We start from the raw sequence: 15,560 nt of genomic DNA, 5'->3' as shown, positions 1-15,560 counted from the left end.
ACTACGCCGGGTCGGCCGTGATCACGAGCACCGCGTCCTTCGCCCAACTCCAGCTGCCCGCCAGGCGCCAGTCGCGTGCGCCGCCCTCGACCACCACCTGCCAATGCGTCGCTTCCAGCGCGGGCGCGTCGGCCTTGAATCGGCCCTGCGCATCCGGCAATGCTTCCAGCACACGGTCGCGCTCGGGCTGGGTCGGGTGCGCCAGGCGGATGTGGAATGGCGCCCGCACCGGTTCTCCGTGGCTGCGCAGGCTGCCCGTGACGCGGCCCGTCGCGGCGTCATACGCCGCCTCGAAGCGCAGACCCAGGCTGCTCGCCACGCGGTCGCGGCGCAGCTCCTGGTTGATGGCCTTGCCCTGCTTGTAATAGTCGCCGACCACCATCGCATCCGGACGGCTCATCGCCAGCCACGTCATGACGGCGCCGCCGACCAGCACCAGTACCGGGCCGATCATCAGGAACCAGGGCCAGCGGTGCCGGTACCAGGGGACGGCCGGGGCCAGATTGGTGTGCATGTTCTTCTCCTTATTTCGGCACGATGAAGGCCGCTTCTTCCGTCACCTGCAGCGCCGCGCCGTCCTGCGAGGCCAGGGTGAAGGCGATCCGGTTCGATCCGGGCCGGCCGTCGCCGCCGGCGATGCGTACCCGCACCGGCAGCGCGCGCGTGGTGGCCGGGCCGATCTCGACCAGGTCTCCGTCCGCCACCCGCGCCGAGGCGATGCCGTCCACCGTGACGCGCAGGCGCTGCGGCTGCTCGGTCGTGTTCATCACCTGCAGCCGGTAGACGTTCTCGATCATCCCGTCCTCCACTTCGCGCCCCATCGCGCCGCGGTCGCGGATCACGTCGAGCTTGAGCGGGTTGCGCAGCGCGAGCGAGGCGAGCATGACGATGCCGAGGAGCGCCAGCACCGCGGTATAGATCAGCACGCGCGGGCGCAGCACGCGGCGCCGCACCTGGGCCGGAGTCAAGCCCGCCGCCAGCGCGTTCTCGGTCGCGTAGCGGATCAGGCCGCGCGGCCGTCCCAGCTTGTCCATCACGCCGTTACAGGCGTCGACGCAGGCGGCGCAGCCGATGCACTCGTACTGCAGGCCCTGGCGGATGTCGATCCCGGTCGGGCACACCTGCACGCACATGCTGCAGTCGATGCAGTCGCCTGCGTTGGCGGCATCCAGGCGCGGATTGCGCGGTTCGCCGCGGACGGCGTCGTAGGTGACGATCAGGGTGTCCTTGTCGAACATCGCGCTCTGGAAGCGCGCGTACGGGCACATGTACTTGCAGACCTGCTCGCGCAGCCAGCCGGCGTTGCCATAGGTGGCGAAGCCGTAGAACAGCACCCAGAAGCTTTCCCACGGGCCCAGCCCGAAGGACGCGACACCATGGGCGAGTTCCCGCACCGGGGTGAAGTAGCCGACGAAAGTAAAGCCGGTCCACAGCGCCACTCCGCCCCAGGCGGCATGCTTGCCGCCCTTGCGCGCGATCTTCTCCAGGGTCCAGGGCTGGCGGTCGAGGCGGATGCGGGCGCTCCTCGCCCCTTCGAACTTGCGCTCGATCCAGAGGAAGATCTCGGTGTAGACCGTCTGCGGGCAGGCGAAACCGCACCACACCCGGCCCGCCACCGCCGTGACCAGGAACAGCCCGTAGGCGCACAGGATCAGCAGCGCGGCAAGGTAGATGAAGTCCTGCGGCCACAGGATCAGCCCGAACAGGTAAAACTTGCGGCTGGCCAGGTCGAACAGGACCGCCTGGCGGCCGTGCATCCCGATCCATGGCAGGCCGTAGAACAGCAGCTGGGTGAGCCAGACGCAGGCCCAGCGCAGCGAGGCGTAGCGGCCCTTGATCTCGCGCGGGTAGATTTCCTCGCGCGCCGCGTACATGCGGATCACGGCCTCCTTTGGCGCATTCATTTTGCCGCCGCCGTCGTGATCGCCGGATTCGACAGGCCCCACACATAGGCCGCCAGCACGTGCACCTTCTCTTCGCCGAGGAACTCGCCGAAGGCCGGCATGGTATTGCTGCGCCCCTTGCGGATGGTCTCCATCACGGTTTCCTGGCTGCCGCCGTACAGCCACACCTTGTCGGCCAGGTTGGGCGCGCCCATGGCCGGGTTGCCCTCGCCCTTGGCGCCATGGCAGGCCACGCAGGCGGCGAACTTCGGCTTGCCGAAAGCGACCTTGATCGGGTCCGCGCTCAAGCCGGACAGGTTGCGCACGTAGGCCGCCACGCTCTCGATATCCTTGTCGGAGCCGAGCGCCGCGCCCATCGGCGGCATGGCGCCGACCCGGCCCGCCATGATGGTCTGCTTGATGACGGAGGGTTCGCCGCCATGCAGCCAGTCGCGGTCCGCCAGGTTCGGGAAGCCCTTGCTGCCGCGTGCGTCGGACCCGTGGCACTGGGCGCAGTAGGTCAGGAACAGGCGCTCGCCGATGGCCTGGGCCTGGGGGTCGGCGGCCACCGCCTTCAGGTCCTGTTTCGCGTATTGGGCGAACAGCGGCCCGAAGTCGGCCCTCGCCTGCTTCAGCTCGGCCTTGTACTCGCCGCTGGAATTCCACCCCAGCTTGCCGGCATAGCTGCCCAGGCCCGGATACAGCAGCAGGTAGGCGAAGCCGAACACGATCGTCAGGTAGAACAGCACGATCCACCAGCGCGGCATCGGCGTATTCAGCTCGGTCAGGTCTTCGTCCCAGACGTGGCCGGTGGTCTGCTCGTGGGTACCGTCGGCGCGCAGCTTGACGCGGTAGGTCGACTGCGTCCACAACAGGACGCCGCAACCGAGGATCGACAGCACCGTGATGATGGCGATGTACCAGTGCCAGAACTCGTTGAAGAAATCAGCCATGGCCGCTCTCCCCTGCCTCGTCGGCGAACGGCAGCAGCGCCGCCTTGTCGAAGTCGCTGCTCCGGCGCAGCACGTAGGTCCAGCCCACGATGCCCAGGAAGGTCACGAAGCTGATGACCGTCATGACGCTGCTGGCGTCGTCAAAGATCTGTTGAAGTGCCATGTTTAATTCCTCGTCTTGATCTGGGTGCCCAGGCCCTGCAGGTAGGCGACCAGCGCGTCCTGCTCGGTCTTGCCGGCGACCTCGCCAGGCGCGGCCTGGATCTCGGCCTCGGTGTAGGGCACGCCGATGCGGCGCATCGCGCGCATCTTCGGGATGATCTCGGCCGGGTCCAGCTTCGCCTTGGCCAGCCATGGATAGCCCGGCATGTTCGATTCCGGCACCAGGTCGCGCGGGTTGTCGAGGTGGGTGCGGTGCCATTCGTCGCTGTAGCGGCCGCCGACGCGGGCCAGGTCCGGGCCGGTGCGCTTGGAGCCCCACTGGAACGGATGGTCGTAGACGAATTCGCCCGCCACGGAATAATGGCCATAGCGTTCGGTCTCGGCGCGGAAGGGGCGGATCATCTGCGAGTGGCAGTTGTAGCAGCCCTCGCGGATATAGACGTCGCGGCCCGCCAGGCGCAGCGGTGAATAAGGTTTCAGGCCCGCCACCGGCTCGGTGGTGGACTTCTGGAAGAACAGCGGCACGATCTCGACCAGGCCGCCGAAGGAAATCACGAGCAGCACCAGGCCAATCAGGAGCCAGGGGTTCTTCTCGATCCATTCATGCGTGAATTTCATTGTTGTACTCCGGAGTTCAGGCGTGCGCCGCTTCGGGCTGCGCGTGGTTCAGGTGCGGCTTGCTGGGGCCGGTCGGGATCTTCGCGTCCACGTTCTGCGTGCCGCTCAGCGTCTTCCAGGTATTGAAGGCCATCAGCACCATGCCCGACAGGTAGAGGAAGCCGCCGCTGAAGCGGATCACGTAGTAGGGGTAGGTCGCCTTGACGCTCTCGGCGAAGGTATAGGTCAGGGTGCCGTCCGGGTTCACCGCGCGCCACATCAGGCCCTGCATCACGCCGGCGATCCACATCGAGGCGATGTAGAGCACGATGCCGATGGTCGCGACCCAAAAATGGGCATCGACCAATTGCATGCTCCACATCTGCTTCTTCCCTGCCAGGCGTGGAATCAAGTAGTAGATCGAGCCCATGGTGATGAAGCCGACCCAGCCCAGGGCGCCGGCGTGGACGTGGGCAACGGTCCAGTCGGTGTAGTGCGACAGCGAGTTGATGGTCTTGATCGACATCATCGGGCCCTCGAAGGTGGCCATGCCGTAGAAGGACAGCGAGACGATCAGGAACTTCAGGATCGGATCGGAGCGCAGCTTGTGCCAGGCGCCAGACAGGGTCATGATCCCGTTGATCATCCCGCCCCAGGACGGCGCCAGCAGGATCAGCGAGAACACCATGCCGATCGACTGGGTCCAGTCGGGCAGCGCGGTGTAGTGCAGGTGGTGCGGGCCGGCCCACATGTAGGTGAAGATCAGGGCCCAGAAGTGGACGATCGACAGGCGGTAGGAGTACACCGGGCGCTCGGCCTGCTTCGGGATGAAGTAGTACACCATCCCGAGGTAGCCCGCGGTCAGGATGAAACCCACCGCGTTATGGCCGTACCACCACTGGATCATCGCGTCCTGCACCCCGGCGTAGACCGAGTAGGACTTCATGGCGGATACCGGCACCACCGCGCCATTGACCACGTGGAGGACGGCGACCGCCAGGATGTAGCCGCCGAAGAACCAGTTGGCGACGTAGATGTGCGGGACGCGGCGCTTGACGATGGTGCCGAAGAAGACCACCGCGTAGGCCACCCAGACGATGGTGATCAGGATCGCGATCGGCCATTCGAGCTCGGCGTACTCCTTGCCGCGGGTGAAGCCCATCGGCAGCGAGATCGCGGCCGACACCAGCACCGCCTGCCAGCCCCAGAAGGTGAAGGCGGCCAGCCGGTCGCTGAACAGCCGCACCTGGCAGGTACGCTGGACCACGTAGTAGGAGGTGGCGAACAGGCCGCAGATGCCGAAGGCGAAGATGACGGCATTGGTGTGCAGCGGACGCAGGCGTCCGTAGCTCAGCCAGGCGATGTCGAAGTTCAGCGCGGGCCAGGCCAGCTGGGCCGCGATGAAGACGCCGGCAGCCATGCCGATCACGCCCCACACGACGGTCGCGATGGCAAACTGGCGCACGATCTTGTAGTTATAGTTTATGCTGCTGTCCAAGATGCTCTCCTGAAAATACCTTGATGGATGACAATCAGGAGTGTCGTTTTTCGAACTGCAAAAATCCTTGATGTGAATCAAATTGTTCAGCATCAGATGAGTTATGGAGCTGAACACCAACAGGGAAAGACGCTATGCCGCCTCTATCGACATCGGTATCGGAAGAATTGAACCAGCGCCTGCACCAGGCGCGTGAGGATTTACTGGAGACGGTGCGCTCGCGCACCGATTCGCCGGACGACGAAGCACCCGCCATCGGCCCTCTCTCCAGTCAGGGCCAGAGCGACGACGCGCCGCAATCGGAAATGATGAGCCACAACGAGCAGCACCTGGCCGACCACGAATCGGCGCTGCTGCACGAGATCGACGTCGCCATCGGCAAGCTCGAATCCGGCGGCGCCGGCATCTGCGAATCCTGCGGGCGCGACATCCCGGAAGACCGCCTGCTGGCCACGCCGACGGTGCGGCTGTGCATTCAGTGCCAGGAGCAGCTCGAGAAGGATCAGCGTACGGGGCGTGGGCCGTCGATGTAGGTCGGTGTTCACCTTGAACTGCCCGGATGTCCTTACCATCGATAACGGATGATCCGTCATCCCGGCGTAGGCCGGGATCCAATTTTCCCTGTTCACCGACTACGTTTGCGCTTGTGATACGCAGCGAACTTGGGTCCCGGCCTGCGCCGGGACGACGTTTACACGAAAATGGTGGACTCAATCACCTAGCCTGATCATCATCCATCAATATGCGCATCCCCGGCCCTTCGAGATCCTCGAACTGCCCGCTGTCCGCCGCCCCGAAGAACACCCACAAGGCCAGCGCCACCAGGATCACGCTGAGCGGCACCAGCAAATACAAGGCGTCCATCCTTACTCCTTGCGCAGGCGCAGCGCGTTGAGCACCACGACTGCCGAACTGGCGGCCATGCCGATCCCGGACAGCCAGGGGTTGAGCAGGCCGGTCGCCGCGGCCGGGATCGCGACCAGGTTGTAGACCGAGGCCCAGACCAGGTTCTGGCGGATGACGGCCGTGGTGCGGCGCGCGGTGTCGGCCGCGTCGGCCAGCGGAGCCAGGCTGTCGCCCAGCAGCACGCCGTCTGCATGGACATGTGCCAGCTCGGTCCCGCGTCCCATCGCGAAGGACACGTCGGCGCCGCGCAGCACGGCGGCATCATTGCTGCCGTCGCCTACCATCGCCACCACCGCCCCGTCCTGCTGCAGCTCGCGCACGAAGGCCAGCTTCTCGGCCGGCAGCCGGCCGCCGAAGGCGCCGGCGATGCCGAGCCGGCGCGCCACCGCGGTAGCCGCGGCCTGATCGTCGCCGCTGAGCAGGATCACGGTCTTGCCGGCTTGCTGGAAGCGGCGCACCACATCCGGCGCTTCCTCGCGCAGGCTGTCGGCGAGGTCGAAGCGCGCCAGCCACTGGCCCTCGCAGGCCAGCCAGGCGCTGCTGGTGCCGGTCGGCAGCGCGGAACGCGCCACGCCGCCGGCCAGTCCCTGCACGAATTCGGCGGTGCCGATGCGGTAGACCATGCCGTCGATGATGCCTTCGAAGCCGCGTCCGATCTCGGCGCGCAGCTGGCGCGCGGCCAGGCCGTGCGCGGGCATCGCCGCGCGGATCGCGATGCCGATCGGATGCGAATTCTCGGCCTGCAGCGCGGAGCCGATACGCAGGCACAGGTCGCTGTCCAGCGCGCCGACCGGCAGCACCTGGCGCAGCACCGGGCGGCCCACGGTCAGGGTGCCGGTCTTGTCGAACACGACATGGGTGGCGCGCTCCAGGGTCTCCAGGGTGTGCGGGGCGATCGCCAGCACACCGCGGCGCAGCAGGCGGTCGGTGGCCGCCGCCAGCGCGGTCGGGGTGGCGAGCGACAAGGCGCAGGGGCAGGACACCACCAGCACCGCGACCGCGGCATGCCAGGCGCGCGCGGGGTCGACCGTGCTCCAGATGAAGTAGACCACGACGGTGAGCGCCAGCAGCCCGAGCACGAACCAGGCGGCGACCCGGTCGGCCCACAGGGCGATCGCCGGCTTGCCCTGCCCGGCCCGCTCGACCAGGCGCACCAGCATCGCCAGGGTGCTGTCGCCTGCGGCCGCGCTGACACGCACGACGATCGCCTGGCCGGCGTTGACCGCGCCGCCCGGCAGGACATCGCCCGGGCCGACTCGGCGCGGCCGGCTTTCGCCGGTCAGCAGGGAGAAATCGAGCTCGCTGCTGCCCTCGACGATGACGCCGTCGGCCGGCACCGCCCGTCCCGGCGGCACCAATACCAGCTCGCCGACCGCCAGGCTTGAGGCCGGCACCAGCTCGGTGTCGCGCGCATCCGGGTCGCCGCGCAGCCGCAGCGCCGACGCCGGCACCCCGCCGCGCAGCGTGTCGAGGGCCTCGGTGGCGCGGCGGCGCGCCCCCAGCTCCAGGTAGCGGCTGCCCAGCAGCAGGAAGACGAACATCGTGATCGAGTCGAAGTAGACCTCGCCCTTGCCGGACGCCAGCGCGGCGCAACTGCCGGCGAAGGCGGCCGCGATGCCCAGCGCCACCGGCACGTCCATGCCCGGCAGGCCGCGCCTCAGGTCGCGCCAGGCACCGGCGAAGAAGGGCAACGCCGAGTAGAACACGGCCGGCAAAGTCAGTGCGAACGAGGCCCAGGCCATCAGGGCCGCCATGCCGGCGTCCATGGTCCCGTCGTCCGCCAGGTAGACCGGCACCGCGTACATCATCACCTGCATCATCGACAGGCCGGCCACGAACAGCTGGCGGAACAGGATGCGGCGCGCCCGCTCGAGCCCCTGGGCATGGCGCTGCGCGTCGTAGGGTACGGCGGCGTAGCCGATCGCGCGCAGGGCGCCCACGATGGCGCTCGGCCGGCACAGCTCCGGATCCCAGCGCACGAACACACGCCCTTGGGCGACGTTCAGCGCCACTTCCCGCACCCCGGCCAGCTGGCCCAGGCGGCGCTCGACCAGCCAGACGCAGGCGCCGCAGCGCACGCCCTCGATCGAGAAACTGCCCTCGCCAATCATGCCCACCTGGTCGATCAGCGCCAGCTCGGGATCGTCCGCGCCGCCGGCGGCGGATGCCGCATATTCGGTGCGGCTGCTGTAGTAATCGGCGAAGCCGCCGGCGACGATCGCCTCGGCCGCGGCGGCGCAGCCGGGGCAGCACATGCTGCGCGACGCGCCGTCGACCTGGGCATTCCAGCGGCTGCCCGCCGGGACCGGCGAGCCGCAGTGGAAGCAGCCGGCGTCGACCTTCGTGGCGGCGGCCGGCGGCATGACGTCAGCCAGCACCGCGCTCATGCTTCGGCTCCCGGTGCGAGACACAGGACATCGACCCAACTCGCGGGCAAGCCGCCGGCGGCACGCCACAGTCCGAGCAGGCCGAAGCCGAGGATCAGCAGGCCGCAGGCGACGCGCACCTGGCGCAGTCCGAACAGGCTGCGCAGCCGGACCCCGGCCAGGCCGATCGCCGCCAGCATCGGCAAGGTGCCGAGGCCGAAGGCCAGCATCACAATGGCGCCGCCGAGCGCGGAACCGCTCAGCATCGCCGTCACCAGCACGCTGTACACCATCCCGCAGGGCAGCCAGCCCCACAGCAGGCCGGCGGCGAACATGCGGCCCGGGGTAGCGGCCGGGCCGACCCGGCGCAGCAGCGGAGCGATGCGCCGCCACAGGGCCTGCCCGCTTCTCTCCAGTAGGGCCAGGCCGTGCCAGGCATCCATCAGGTAGAGTCCCAGCGCCACCAGCATCAGGTTGGCGATCACGTAGGCGCCGGCCTGCAGCACCGGCAGTCCGGCCAGGCTGGCCGCGCCGCCGGCCACGCCTCCGGCGAGGGCGCCGGCGGCGGCATAGCTGGCGATCCGTCCCGCGTTGTAGCTGGCGACATGGACGGCGTCCGGCGCTGTTACGGTACGCACCGGGACCGGAAAGGCCGGCCGCGGCGGCGCCGACAGTGCGCCGACGATGCCGCCGCACATGCCGGCGCAGTGGACGCTGCCGGCCAGGCCGACCAGGAACGCCGGCAGGAGGTTGATGCCGTTCAGGGAAAGGTTCATACGGTCTGCGAATGGCGCGGCCGGTCGTGGGCGGCAGTCAGGTAGCGGTCGAACACCATGCACAGGTTGCGGATCAGCAGGCGCCCCTTCATGGTGACGGTCAGCCATTCGGGGCCGACCGTCACCAGGCCGTCCTCTTCCATCTGGCGCAGGCGCGCCAGTTCCGGCGCGAAGTAGTCGTGGAAGACGATCGGGAAGGCCTGTTCCAGCGCCGCGATCGAGACTTCGAACTGACACATCAGCTTCTGGATCAGGCTGCGGCGCAGCGCGTCGTCCATGCCGAGGCGGATGCCGCGCGCCACCGGCAGCTCGTTCTGGTCGAGCAGGTCGTAGTATTCCGCGAGGGTCTTGACGTTCTGGCTGTAGGTCGCCCCCACCGCGCCGATGGCCGACACCCCGCAGGCCACCAGGTCGGTGTCGGCATGGGTCGAATAGCCCTGGAAGTTGCGGTGCAGGCGGCCCTGGCGCTGGGCCACGGCAAGGTCGTCGTCCGGCTTGGCGAAATGGTCCATGCCGATGTAGACGTAGCCGGCTTCGCCCAGGCGCTCGATGCACAGCTGGAGCATCTGCAGCTTGACGTCGCTGGACGGCATGTCGGCTTCCACGATGCGGCGCTGCGGCTTGAACAGCTGCGGCATGTGGGCGTAGTGGTAAACGGCGATGCGGTCCGGGTTGGCGGCGACCACCTTGTCGAGGGTCTGGCGCATCGTGTCCAGGGTCTGTTTCGGCAGGCCGTAGATCAGGTCGATGCTCACCGAACGGAAGCCGGCGGCGCGCGCCGCGTCGATCACGGCGCGGGTTTCTTGCTCGGGCTGGACCCGGTTGACGGCGCGCTGTACCTCGGGATCGAAGTCCTGCACCCCGAGGCTGATGCGGTTGAAGCCCTGGCGCCGCAGGCTGTGCACGCGCTCGCTGGACACCGTGCGCGGATCGACCTCGATCGAGTACTCCCCCGCGTCGTCCGGCGCGAAGCGGAAGCTGCGGCGCAGGTGGGCCATCAGCTCGTCCATCTGGGCGTCCGACAGATAGGTCGGGGTGCCGCCGCCGAAGTGCAGCTGGGCGACCTCGTTGATGCCGGCGAACAGGGCGGCCTGCATGGCGATCTCGCGCTTCAGGTAAGACAGGTAGGTGGCGGCCTTCTCGCGCTTTTTGGTGACGATCTTGTTGCAGGCGCAGTAGTAGCAGACCGTGTCGCAGAACGGGATGTGCAGGTAGAGCGAGAGCGGACGCGCGCCGCCGCGGGTGCGCAGGCCGGCTACGGCGTGCAGGTAGTCGCGGTAGCCGAATTCCGCGCCGAAGCGGTCGGCGGTCGGGTAGGAGGTGTAGCGCGGGCCGTTCTTGCCGAGCCGCTTGAGCAGGCCGGCGTCGAAGTCGACGCTGGGATGGATGGCAATGGGTTGCACGGGCTGGCCCATGGCCGGAAAAGCTGTTGCTTGCATCAATCAACTCCTGCTGCTGCCGGTTTGCGGAAATGCAAACCGGCTCGAATAACAAGCAGTTTATTGATCAGTGTCTTGGAAATCCTTGACTTGCATCAAATATGGCAGAGTCTGTCATCTCCCGTCGAGCTTGAACACCGACAGCGCCTGCACCAGCTGGCTGGCCTCGTCGGCCACGCTGGCCGAGGCATTCGCCGATTCCTCGACCAGGGTGGCGTTCTCGCGCGTGATCTGGTCGAGCTGGGCCATGGCCGCATTGACCTGGGCGATGCCCTCGCCCTGTTCGCGGCTGGCGCCAGTGATGCCGTTCATGATGGCGGCTGCCTCGCGTACCGAGGTCACCACCTCGCGCATGGTCTGGCCGGCGTCGCCCACCAGCGCATTGCCGTCGCCGACGTGCTGCACAGAAGCTTCGATCAGGGCCTTGATCTCCTTGGCCGCCGCGGCCGAGCGCTGCGCCAGGCTGCGCACCTCGCCCGCCACCACGGCGAAGCCGCGGCCCTGCTCGCCGGCCCGGGCCGCCTCCACCGCCGCATTCAGCGCCAGGATATTGGTCTGGAAGGCGATGCCGTCGATCAGGCCGATGATGTCGACGATGCGGGTGGCCGAGCTGCTGATGTGGCCCATGGTGTCGCCCACCCGACCGACCGCATCTCCGCCGCGTCCGGCGACCTTCGAGGCCGCCACCACCAGGCCATCGGCGCGCACCGCGCTGTCGGTGTTGTGGCCGGCCGCCGCGGCGATCTGTGCCAGGCTGCTCGCGGTCTGCTCGAGGCTGGCCGCCTGGGCTTCGGTGCGGCTGGCCAGGTCGCCGTTGCCGGCGGCGATCTCGCGGGTGGCGTGTTCGATCGAGGCCACGTTGCGGCGCACGTCGCCGACGATGGCCTTCAGGTTGACGTTGAGCTGGCGCAGGGCCAGCTGCAGGCGGCCGATCTCGTCGTCGCGCCCTGGCGTGCAGGGATGGGACAGGTCGCCGCCGGCCAGCGCATAGACGGCGGCGGTGGCCTCGCGCAGCGGGCGGGCGATGCTGCGCTGCAGTTCGGCCCAGGCCGCCAAGGTCGCCAGCACGCCGGCGCCGGCCAGCAGCTTCCAGGCCAAGCCGTCGGCAGCCATGCCGAGGCCCGCCATCAGCAGCGACTGGCTGCCCATCATGATGCCGAGGCGGCGCGACAGCGGCAGGCTGCGCAGCGCATCCAGGCGCGCACGCCAGCCGAGGTGGACCGGGACGCCGCGGCGGATCGCCAGTCCCCTGGCTTCGCCGGCCCGGAACTTGCGGTACAGCTCGCTGGCTGCCGCCACCTGTGCGCGGCTCGGCGCGGTGCGCACCGACATGTAGCCGGTCACGCGGCCGGCTTCCTTGACCGGCACCACGTTCGCGACCACCCAGTAGAAATCGCCGTTCTTGCGGCGGTTCTTGACCAGGCCGGTCCAGGGCTCGCCGGCCTGCAGCGTCGCCCACAGGTCGGCGAAGGCTTCCGGCGGCATGTCCGGATGGCGCACGATGTTGTGCGCCTTGCCGAGCAATTCGTCCTCGCTGAAGCCGCTGACTTCGATGAAGCTCGGGTTGACGTAAATGATGCGGCCCTTGGTGTCGGTCTTCGAAACGATCGACTGGCCTTCCTTCAACAGGTATTCGATGCCGGTCACCGGCTGGTTGCTACGCACGACGCTCTCCTAGTTGCCTACGGGCAAAATTTCAGCGCACGATTCTAGCAAGCGATCTTTTAAAATTTTTGACTTGGATCAAATTTGGCGGAGAAGGTCCTTGATCGTCGCCAAATGTTGTCATGGTGTAAGCTTCTGGTATGGACAACATCACCCATTCGCTTGTCGGTCTGGCAATCGGAGAGCTGGTCGAGCGCGCCCTGCCCGCTCCGGTCGACCCGGCACGGGGCCGTACCCGCCGCCGCGCCCTGCTGCTCACCGGCATGCTGGCCAGTAATTTCCCCGATCTGGACCTGGTGCTGACGCCGCTGCTGCCGGCACCGCTGGGCTACCTGATCCACCATCGCGGCCATACCCACACCCTGCTCTACGCGCTGCCGCAGGTGGCCCTGCTGCTGGCCCTGACCTGGCTGCTGTGGCCGGGTGCGCGCAGGCTGCTGCGCGAGGACCCGGGCGCGCGCCGGGCCGTGCTTGGCACCGCCCTGCTCGGCATGGTCCTGCACCTGGCCTTCGACGCCCTGAACGTGTATGGCGTCCACCCCTTCCACCCCTTCGATGCGCGCTGGCTGTACGGCGACCTGGTGTTCATCATCGAGCCGCTGTTCTGGACCGTCCTCGGTGTCGCACTGGCCCTGGGCCTGCCGGCACGGCGCGCCGCCTGGCGCAGGACGGGACTGGTCCTGTTCGCGGCCATGCCGCTCATGTTCACCTGGCTCGGCTACCTCCAGTGGGGCTCGCTGGCCGGACTGGCCGTGGCGGCGCTGGCCGTCGGCGCGGCGAACCGGAAGCTGGGTGCGCGCGCCGGTCTGGTTGCCGCCCTGCTCGCCTGCGCCGGCTTCGTCGGCATCCAGGCCGCGGCCGGCCAGTTGGCGCGCGGCGAGATCCGCGCTGCGCTGGAGCGGGCCGCCCCTGGCAGCCGTCCCCTCGACATCGCCCTGTCCTCCTTCCCGGCCAATCCCTTGTGCTGGTCATTCGCCACTGTTGCCGAAGGGCCGGCGGCCGGCAGCTATGGCGTGCGCGTGGGCGTGCTCAGCCTGGCACCCGGCATCACGCCGGTATCGAGCTGCCCGGCGCGCTTCGGCGGCGTGCCCGGCAGCACGGCAAGGGTGCTGGCATGGAAGCACAGCGAGACCGGCAGCCTGGCCGGGTTCCGCGCGCTGCAACGGGCCAACTGCCACTTCGACGCCTGGCTGCGCTTCGCCCGCGTACCCTCGCTGGCAGGCGGGTCGGCCACCGACATCCGCTTCGGTCCGCCGGACCAGCCCAATTTCTCGACCCTGCCTTATGCGGCCCGCACGGCCGATCCCTGCCCGGCGCCGCTGGCCACCTGGGGCTACCCGCGCGCCGACCTGCTCGGCTGGAAGGACAGGCCGGCGCACTAGCCTGCGCGGGACGGCGGCGCGCGCCTTGCACGCCGGCCCGGCGCCCTGGCCTGCGCCCGTCCCTGCCGCCTGGCATGATCGATGACGCGTTCGAAGAATGCCACCAGCGCGGGCGCATGGCCGTCGAAGCAGAACTGCTCGCGCAGCTGCCAGACGCGTTCGCGCAAGGCCGCCATGCGCACGCCGTCGTATAACTGGCGCGCGAGGCCGTCGATGCTGTCGAAAAAGACCCCGATGCCGAGGCGGCGCGCCAGCGCCTGCGCCGCGACGATGGCACCGGCATTCTCGCGCTGGATCATCGGCAGCCCGGCCGCCGCCAGCGTCGCCATCCGCGCCGGGATGTTCAGGTCGTCCCAGCCGGCACGCCGGATCTCGCCCCCGTTCGCGCTTGTAAACACGTGCAGCCAGCCGGCGTCGTACTGCGAAAACTCGCGCACCCAGCCGTCCTGGTCGACGTTCGGATGCAGGTGCAGGTGCTCGGGCGCCAGCGCGCCGGCCCTGGCGATCCATTCACGCCACTGGCCCTGGGTGAAATCGCCGTAGAAATGCAGGTGGATGCCGTGGCGCGCCAATTCGGCGACGGTGGGCGGATGCAGGCCGATCGGCCGTCCCGGCACCACGGTGTGCAGCTGTCCGGTCGCGGCCGACAGCAGGGGCGAGCGCTCCTGCGTGAACCAGGCGCGGCGCGGCAGGTCGCCGTCGAGCACGTGGTCCGGGCGCCCTGCCGGCAAATGGGGGATGGCCGTCGCAAACCAGTCGCGCATCTCGGGGCTGCTGTAGATGCAGCCGTCCGCCAGCCGCACCAGGTCGGCCAGCAGCGGCCAGGTGCCCTTTTCGATACAGATGAAGGGGCCTTCCTTGAAATGCCAGACGAAGGGAAGGTCCGGGGTGTGCATCAGCACCTCATGGACGAAGGGCACCGCCTGCCAGTTGAGCTGGGCGTACACCAGGTCGGGCTCGATGCGCGCCAGTGCCTCGCGCCAGCCCTGGCGCGGCAGCTCCTCGACCTGCCCGAAGGGCAGCGGCCCGACCGTGTTGAACCAGGCCGGCGCCGGCGTCCACAAGCCGTACAGCCGGTGCCCCAGCGCTTCCAGCGCCAGCACGCGGTCGGCGTTGTAGGCGAGCTCGCCGGCCAGCACGATCTTGAGGCCTTGGCGGGCTGCCGGCGCCGCGGCGGCAGGCGCCCCGGCGTACAGGCGCTCCTCGTCGATCAGGTTGCCGGTGCTGGTGTGGAAGCGCAGTGGCCCCGCCACCCGGTAACAGGAGCGGAAGGGATTGATGCCGCCGAGCGGTTCGCGCATGCGCTTGTGGCGCTGGGCCGGATGGTCGACCCACTCGCAGCTGAGCGCACCGGACGCCACGAAGCTGCCCTCCGCGCGCAGGGCGTTCCAGAACAGGCGGTCGAGGTCGTCGCTCTCGAGCTCGGCGCGCTCGCGCCAGCGCAGTCCGGTGCGCCGGTGCAGGCACTGGACCAGCTGCAGGCATTCGCCCGGGATGATGCCGCCGGCGCTGCGATTGTAATGGTGGCGCACGCCGGCATAGGCCAGCATGGCGCCGGGTTCGCGCTCGAGGCAGGCCGCCAGTTGCGCCAGGTGGGCCTGGTACCAGACGTCGTCGCTCGGCAGGTAGGCGATCAGTGCGCCGCGCGCGGCATCGAGGCCGGCGTTGATGGCCCGGCCCAGCCCGCCGTTGCCGTCGAAGCGCAGATAGCGCACCCGGGCGTCGGCCAGCCAGGGCGCCAGCGCGACGGCGGTGTCGTCGCGCGAGCCGTCGTCGACGACGACCAGCTCCCAGTCGCGCCGGCTTTGCGCCCACAGGCTGTCGAGCGCACGCCCGATGAAGGCGGACTGCTCGAAGGTGGGCATGACGATGCTCACCCGGGGCGCGTCCGGGGACATATCGGTTTCTGAAAACGCGCTGGCCATGACGGTGG

General features: G+C 68.7%; 14 protein-coding genes. 2 read left to right on the top strand and 12 right to left on the bottom strand.

Annotated elements, in window-relative coordinates:
* Nucleotide 1: 1 nt before the first annotated feature.
* The 6 genes from ACSQ25_RS09695 to ccoN are packed head-to-tail and all read right to left on the bottom strand — an operon-like array spanning nt 2 to nt 5,093.
* Nucleotides 2-514: a FixH family protein gene (locus tag ACSQ25_RS09695; RefSeq protein ID WP_436105484.1), complete on the bottom strand. Its 513-nt coding sequence runs from the start codon at nt 512-514 to the stop codon at nt 2-4.
* 10 nt (nt 515-524) lie between these two features.
* A complete protein-coding gene (gene ccoG / locus ACSQ25_RS09690; protein WP_436105483.1) occupies nt 525-1,904 on the bottom strand; it encodes a cytochrome c oxidase accessory protein CcoG in 1,380 nt (459 codons plus the stop codon).
* Nucleotides 1,901-2,836: a cytochrome-c oxidase, cbb3-type subunit III gene (ccoP, locus tag ACSQ25_RS09685; protein ID WP_436105482.1), complete on the bottom strand. Its 936-nt coding sequence runs from the start codon at nt 2,834-2,836 to the stop codon at nt 1,901-1,903. Before ccoP ends, ccoG begins: the two co-directional genes overlap by 4 nt.
* The gene (locus ACSQ25_RS09680; RefSeq protein WP_436105481.1) at nt 2,829-2,999 is read right to left on the bottom strand and encodes a cbb3-type cytochrome oxidase subunit 3; all 171 of its coding nucleotides are present in this window, start codon (nt 2,997-2,999) and stop codon (nt 2,829-2,831) included. Before ACSQ25_RS09680 ends, ccoP begins: the two co-directional genes overlap by 8 nt.
* A 2-nt stretch (nt 3,000-3,001) precedes the next feature.
* Nucleotides 3,002-3,616: a cytochrome-c oxidase, cbb3-type subunit II gene (gene ccoO / locus ACSQ25_RS09675; protein WP_436105480.1), complete on the bottom strand. Its 615-nt coding sequence runs from the start codon at nt 3,614-3,616 to the stop codon at nt 3,002-3,004.
* A gap of 16 nt (nt 3,617-3,632) precedes the next feature.
* Nucleotides 3,633-5,093 carry a cytochrome-c oxidase, cbb3-type subunit I gene (gene ccoN, locus ACSQ25_RS09670; protein WP_436105479.1) on the bottom strand — a complete coding sequence of 487 codons (1,461 nt, stop codon included), beginning with the start codon at nt 5,091-5,093 and terminating at the stop codon, nt 3,633-3,635.
* A gap of 167 nt (nt 5,094-5,260) precedes the next feature.
* Between ccoN and ACSQ25_RS09665 the strand changes: the two genes are divergently transcribed.
* Nucleotides 5,261-5,626 carry a TraR/DksA family transcriptional regulator gene (locus ACSQ25_RS09665; RefSeq protein ID WP_436105478.1) on the top strand — a complete coding sequence of 122 codons (366 nt, stop codon included), beginning with the start codon at nt 5,261-5,263 and terminating at the stop codon, nt 5,624-5,626.
* 181 nt (nt 5,627-5,807) lie between these two features.
* Here the strand turns inward: ACSQ25_RS09665 and ccoS are convergent, their stop codons facing one another.
* From ccoS to ACSQ25_RS09640, 5 genes are all read right to left on the bottom strand, one after another.
* Nucleotides 5,808-5,957, bottom strand: a complete 150-nt coding sequence (ccoS, locus tag ACSQ25_RS09660) for a cbb3-type cytochrome oxidase assembly protein CcoS (RefSeq protein ID WP_436105477.1) — start codon at nt 5,955-5,957, stop codon at nt 5,808-5,810.
* A gap of 2 nt (nt 5,958-5,959) precedes the next feature.
* Nucleotides 5,960-8,386: a heavy metal translocating P-type ATPase gene (locus ACSQ25_RS09655; RefSeq protein WP_436105476.1), complete on the bottom strand. Its 2,427-nt coding sequence runs from the start codon at nt 8,384-8,386 to the stop codon at nt 5,960-5,962.
* Nucleotides 8,383-9,141: a sulfite exporter TauE/SafE family protein gene (locus ACSQ25_RS09650; RefSeq protein ID WP_436105475.1), complete on the bottom strand. Its 759-nt coding sequence runs from the start codon at nt 9,139-9,141 to the stop codon at nt 8,383-8,385. The genes ACSQ25_RS09655 and ACSQ25_RS09650 overlap by 4 nt, the downstream gene beginning before the upstream one ends.
* A complete protein-coding gene (hemN, locus tag ACSQ25_RS09645; RefSeq protein WP_436105474.1) occupies nt 9,138-10,580 on the bottom strand; it encodes an oxygen-independent coproporphyrinogen III oxidase in 1,443 nt (480 codons plus the stop codon). The genes ACSQ25_RS09650 and hemN overlap by 4 nt, the downstream gene beginning before the upstream one ends.
* Nucleotides 10,581-10,694: 114 nt before the next feature.
* On the bottom strand, nt 10,695-12,245 hold the full coding sequence (locus ACSQ25_RS09640; RefSeq protein WP_436105473.1) for a methyl-accepting chemotaxis protein: 1,551 nt from the start codon (nt 12,243-12,245) through the stop codon (nt 10,695-10,697).
* A 140-nt stretch (nt 12,246-12,385) separates the two neighbouring features.
* Between ACSQ25_RS09640 and ACSQ25_RS09635 the strand changes: the two genes are divergently transcribed.
* Nucleotides 12,386-13,627 carry a metal-dependent hydrolase gene (locus ACSQ25_RS09635; RefSeq protein WP_436105472.1) on the top strand — a complete coding sequence of 414 codons (1,242 nt, stop codon included), beginning with the start codon at nt 12,386-12,388 and terminating at the stop codon, nt 13,625-13,627.
* Here the strand turns inward: ACSQ25_RS09635 and ACSQ25_RS09630 are convergent.
* Nucleotides 13,624-15,525 carry a glycosyltransferase family 2 protein gene (locus tag ACSQ25_RS09630; RefSeq protein ID WP_436105471.1) on the bottom strand — a complete coding sequence of 634 codons (1,902 nt, stop codon included), beginning with the start codon at nt 15,523-15,525 and terminating at the stop codon, nt 13,624-13,626. The genes ACSQ25_RS09635 and ACSQ25_RS09630 overlap by 4 nt on opposite strands.
* Nucleotides 15,526-15,560: the final 35 nt, after the last annotated feature.

Source organism: Massilia sp. LjRoot122, assembly GCF_964252725.1.
GTDB lineage: Bacteria > Pseudomonadota > Gammaproteobacteria > Burkholderiales > Burkholderiaceae_D > Telluria.
The sequence above is the reverse complement of the archived record's forward strand: the minus strand, read 5'-3'. Positions and strand labels throughout refer to the sequence as shown.

Excerpts from the sequence above, each read along its gene's own strand:
- ACSQ25_RS09630 (WP_436105471.1), bottom strand. The coding sequence starts at position 15,525 with ATGTCCCCGGACGCGCCCCGGGTGAGCATCGTCATGCCCACCTTCGAG.
- ccoO (WP_436105480.1), bottom strand. The coding sequence starts at position 3,616 with ATGAAATTCACGCATGAATGGATCGAGAAGAACCCCTGGCTCCTGATT.
- ACSQ25_RS09655 (WP_436105476.1), bottom strand. The coding sequence starts at position 8,386 with ATGAGCGCGGTGCTGGCTGACGTCATGCCGCCGGCCGCCGCCACGAAG.
- ccoP (WP_436105482.1), bottom strand. The coding sequence starts at position 2,836 with ATGGCTGATTTCTTCAACGAGTTCTGGCACTGGTACATCGCCATCATC.
- ACSQ25_RS09695 (WP_436105484.1), bottom strand. The coding sequence starts at position 514 with ATGCACACCAATCTGGCCCCGGCCGTCCCCTGGTACCGGCACCGCTGG.
- ccoS (WP_436105477.1), bottom strand. The coding sequence starts at position 5,957 with ATGGACGCCTTGTATTTGCTGGTGCCGCTCAGCGTGATCCTGGTGGCG.
- hemN (WP_436105474.1), bottom strand. The coding sequence starts at position 10,580 with ATGCAAGCAACAGCTTTTCCGGCCATGGGCCAGCCCGTGCAACCCATT.
- ccoG (WP_436105483.1), bottom strand. The coding sequence starts at position 1,904 with ATGAATGCGCCAAAGGAGGCCGTGATCCGCATGTACGCGGCGCGCGAG.
- ACSQ25_RS09680 (WP_436105481.1), bottom strand. The coding sequence starts at position 2,999 with ATGGCACTTCAACAGATCTTTGACGACGCCAGCAGCGTCATGACGGTC.
- ACSQ25_RS09635 (WP_436105472.1), top strand. The coding sequence starts at position 12,386 with ATGGACAACATCACCCATTCGCTTGTCGGTCTGGCAATCGGAGAGCTG.
- ACSQ25_RS09650 (WP_436105475.1), bottom strand. The coding sequence starts at position 9,141 with ATGAACCTTTCCCTGAACGGCATCAACCTCCTGCCGGCGTTCCTGGTC.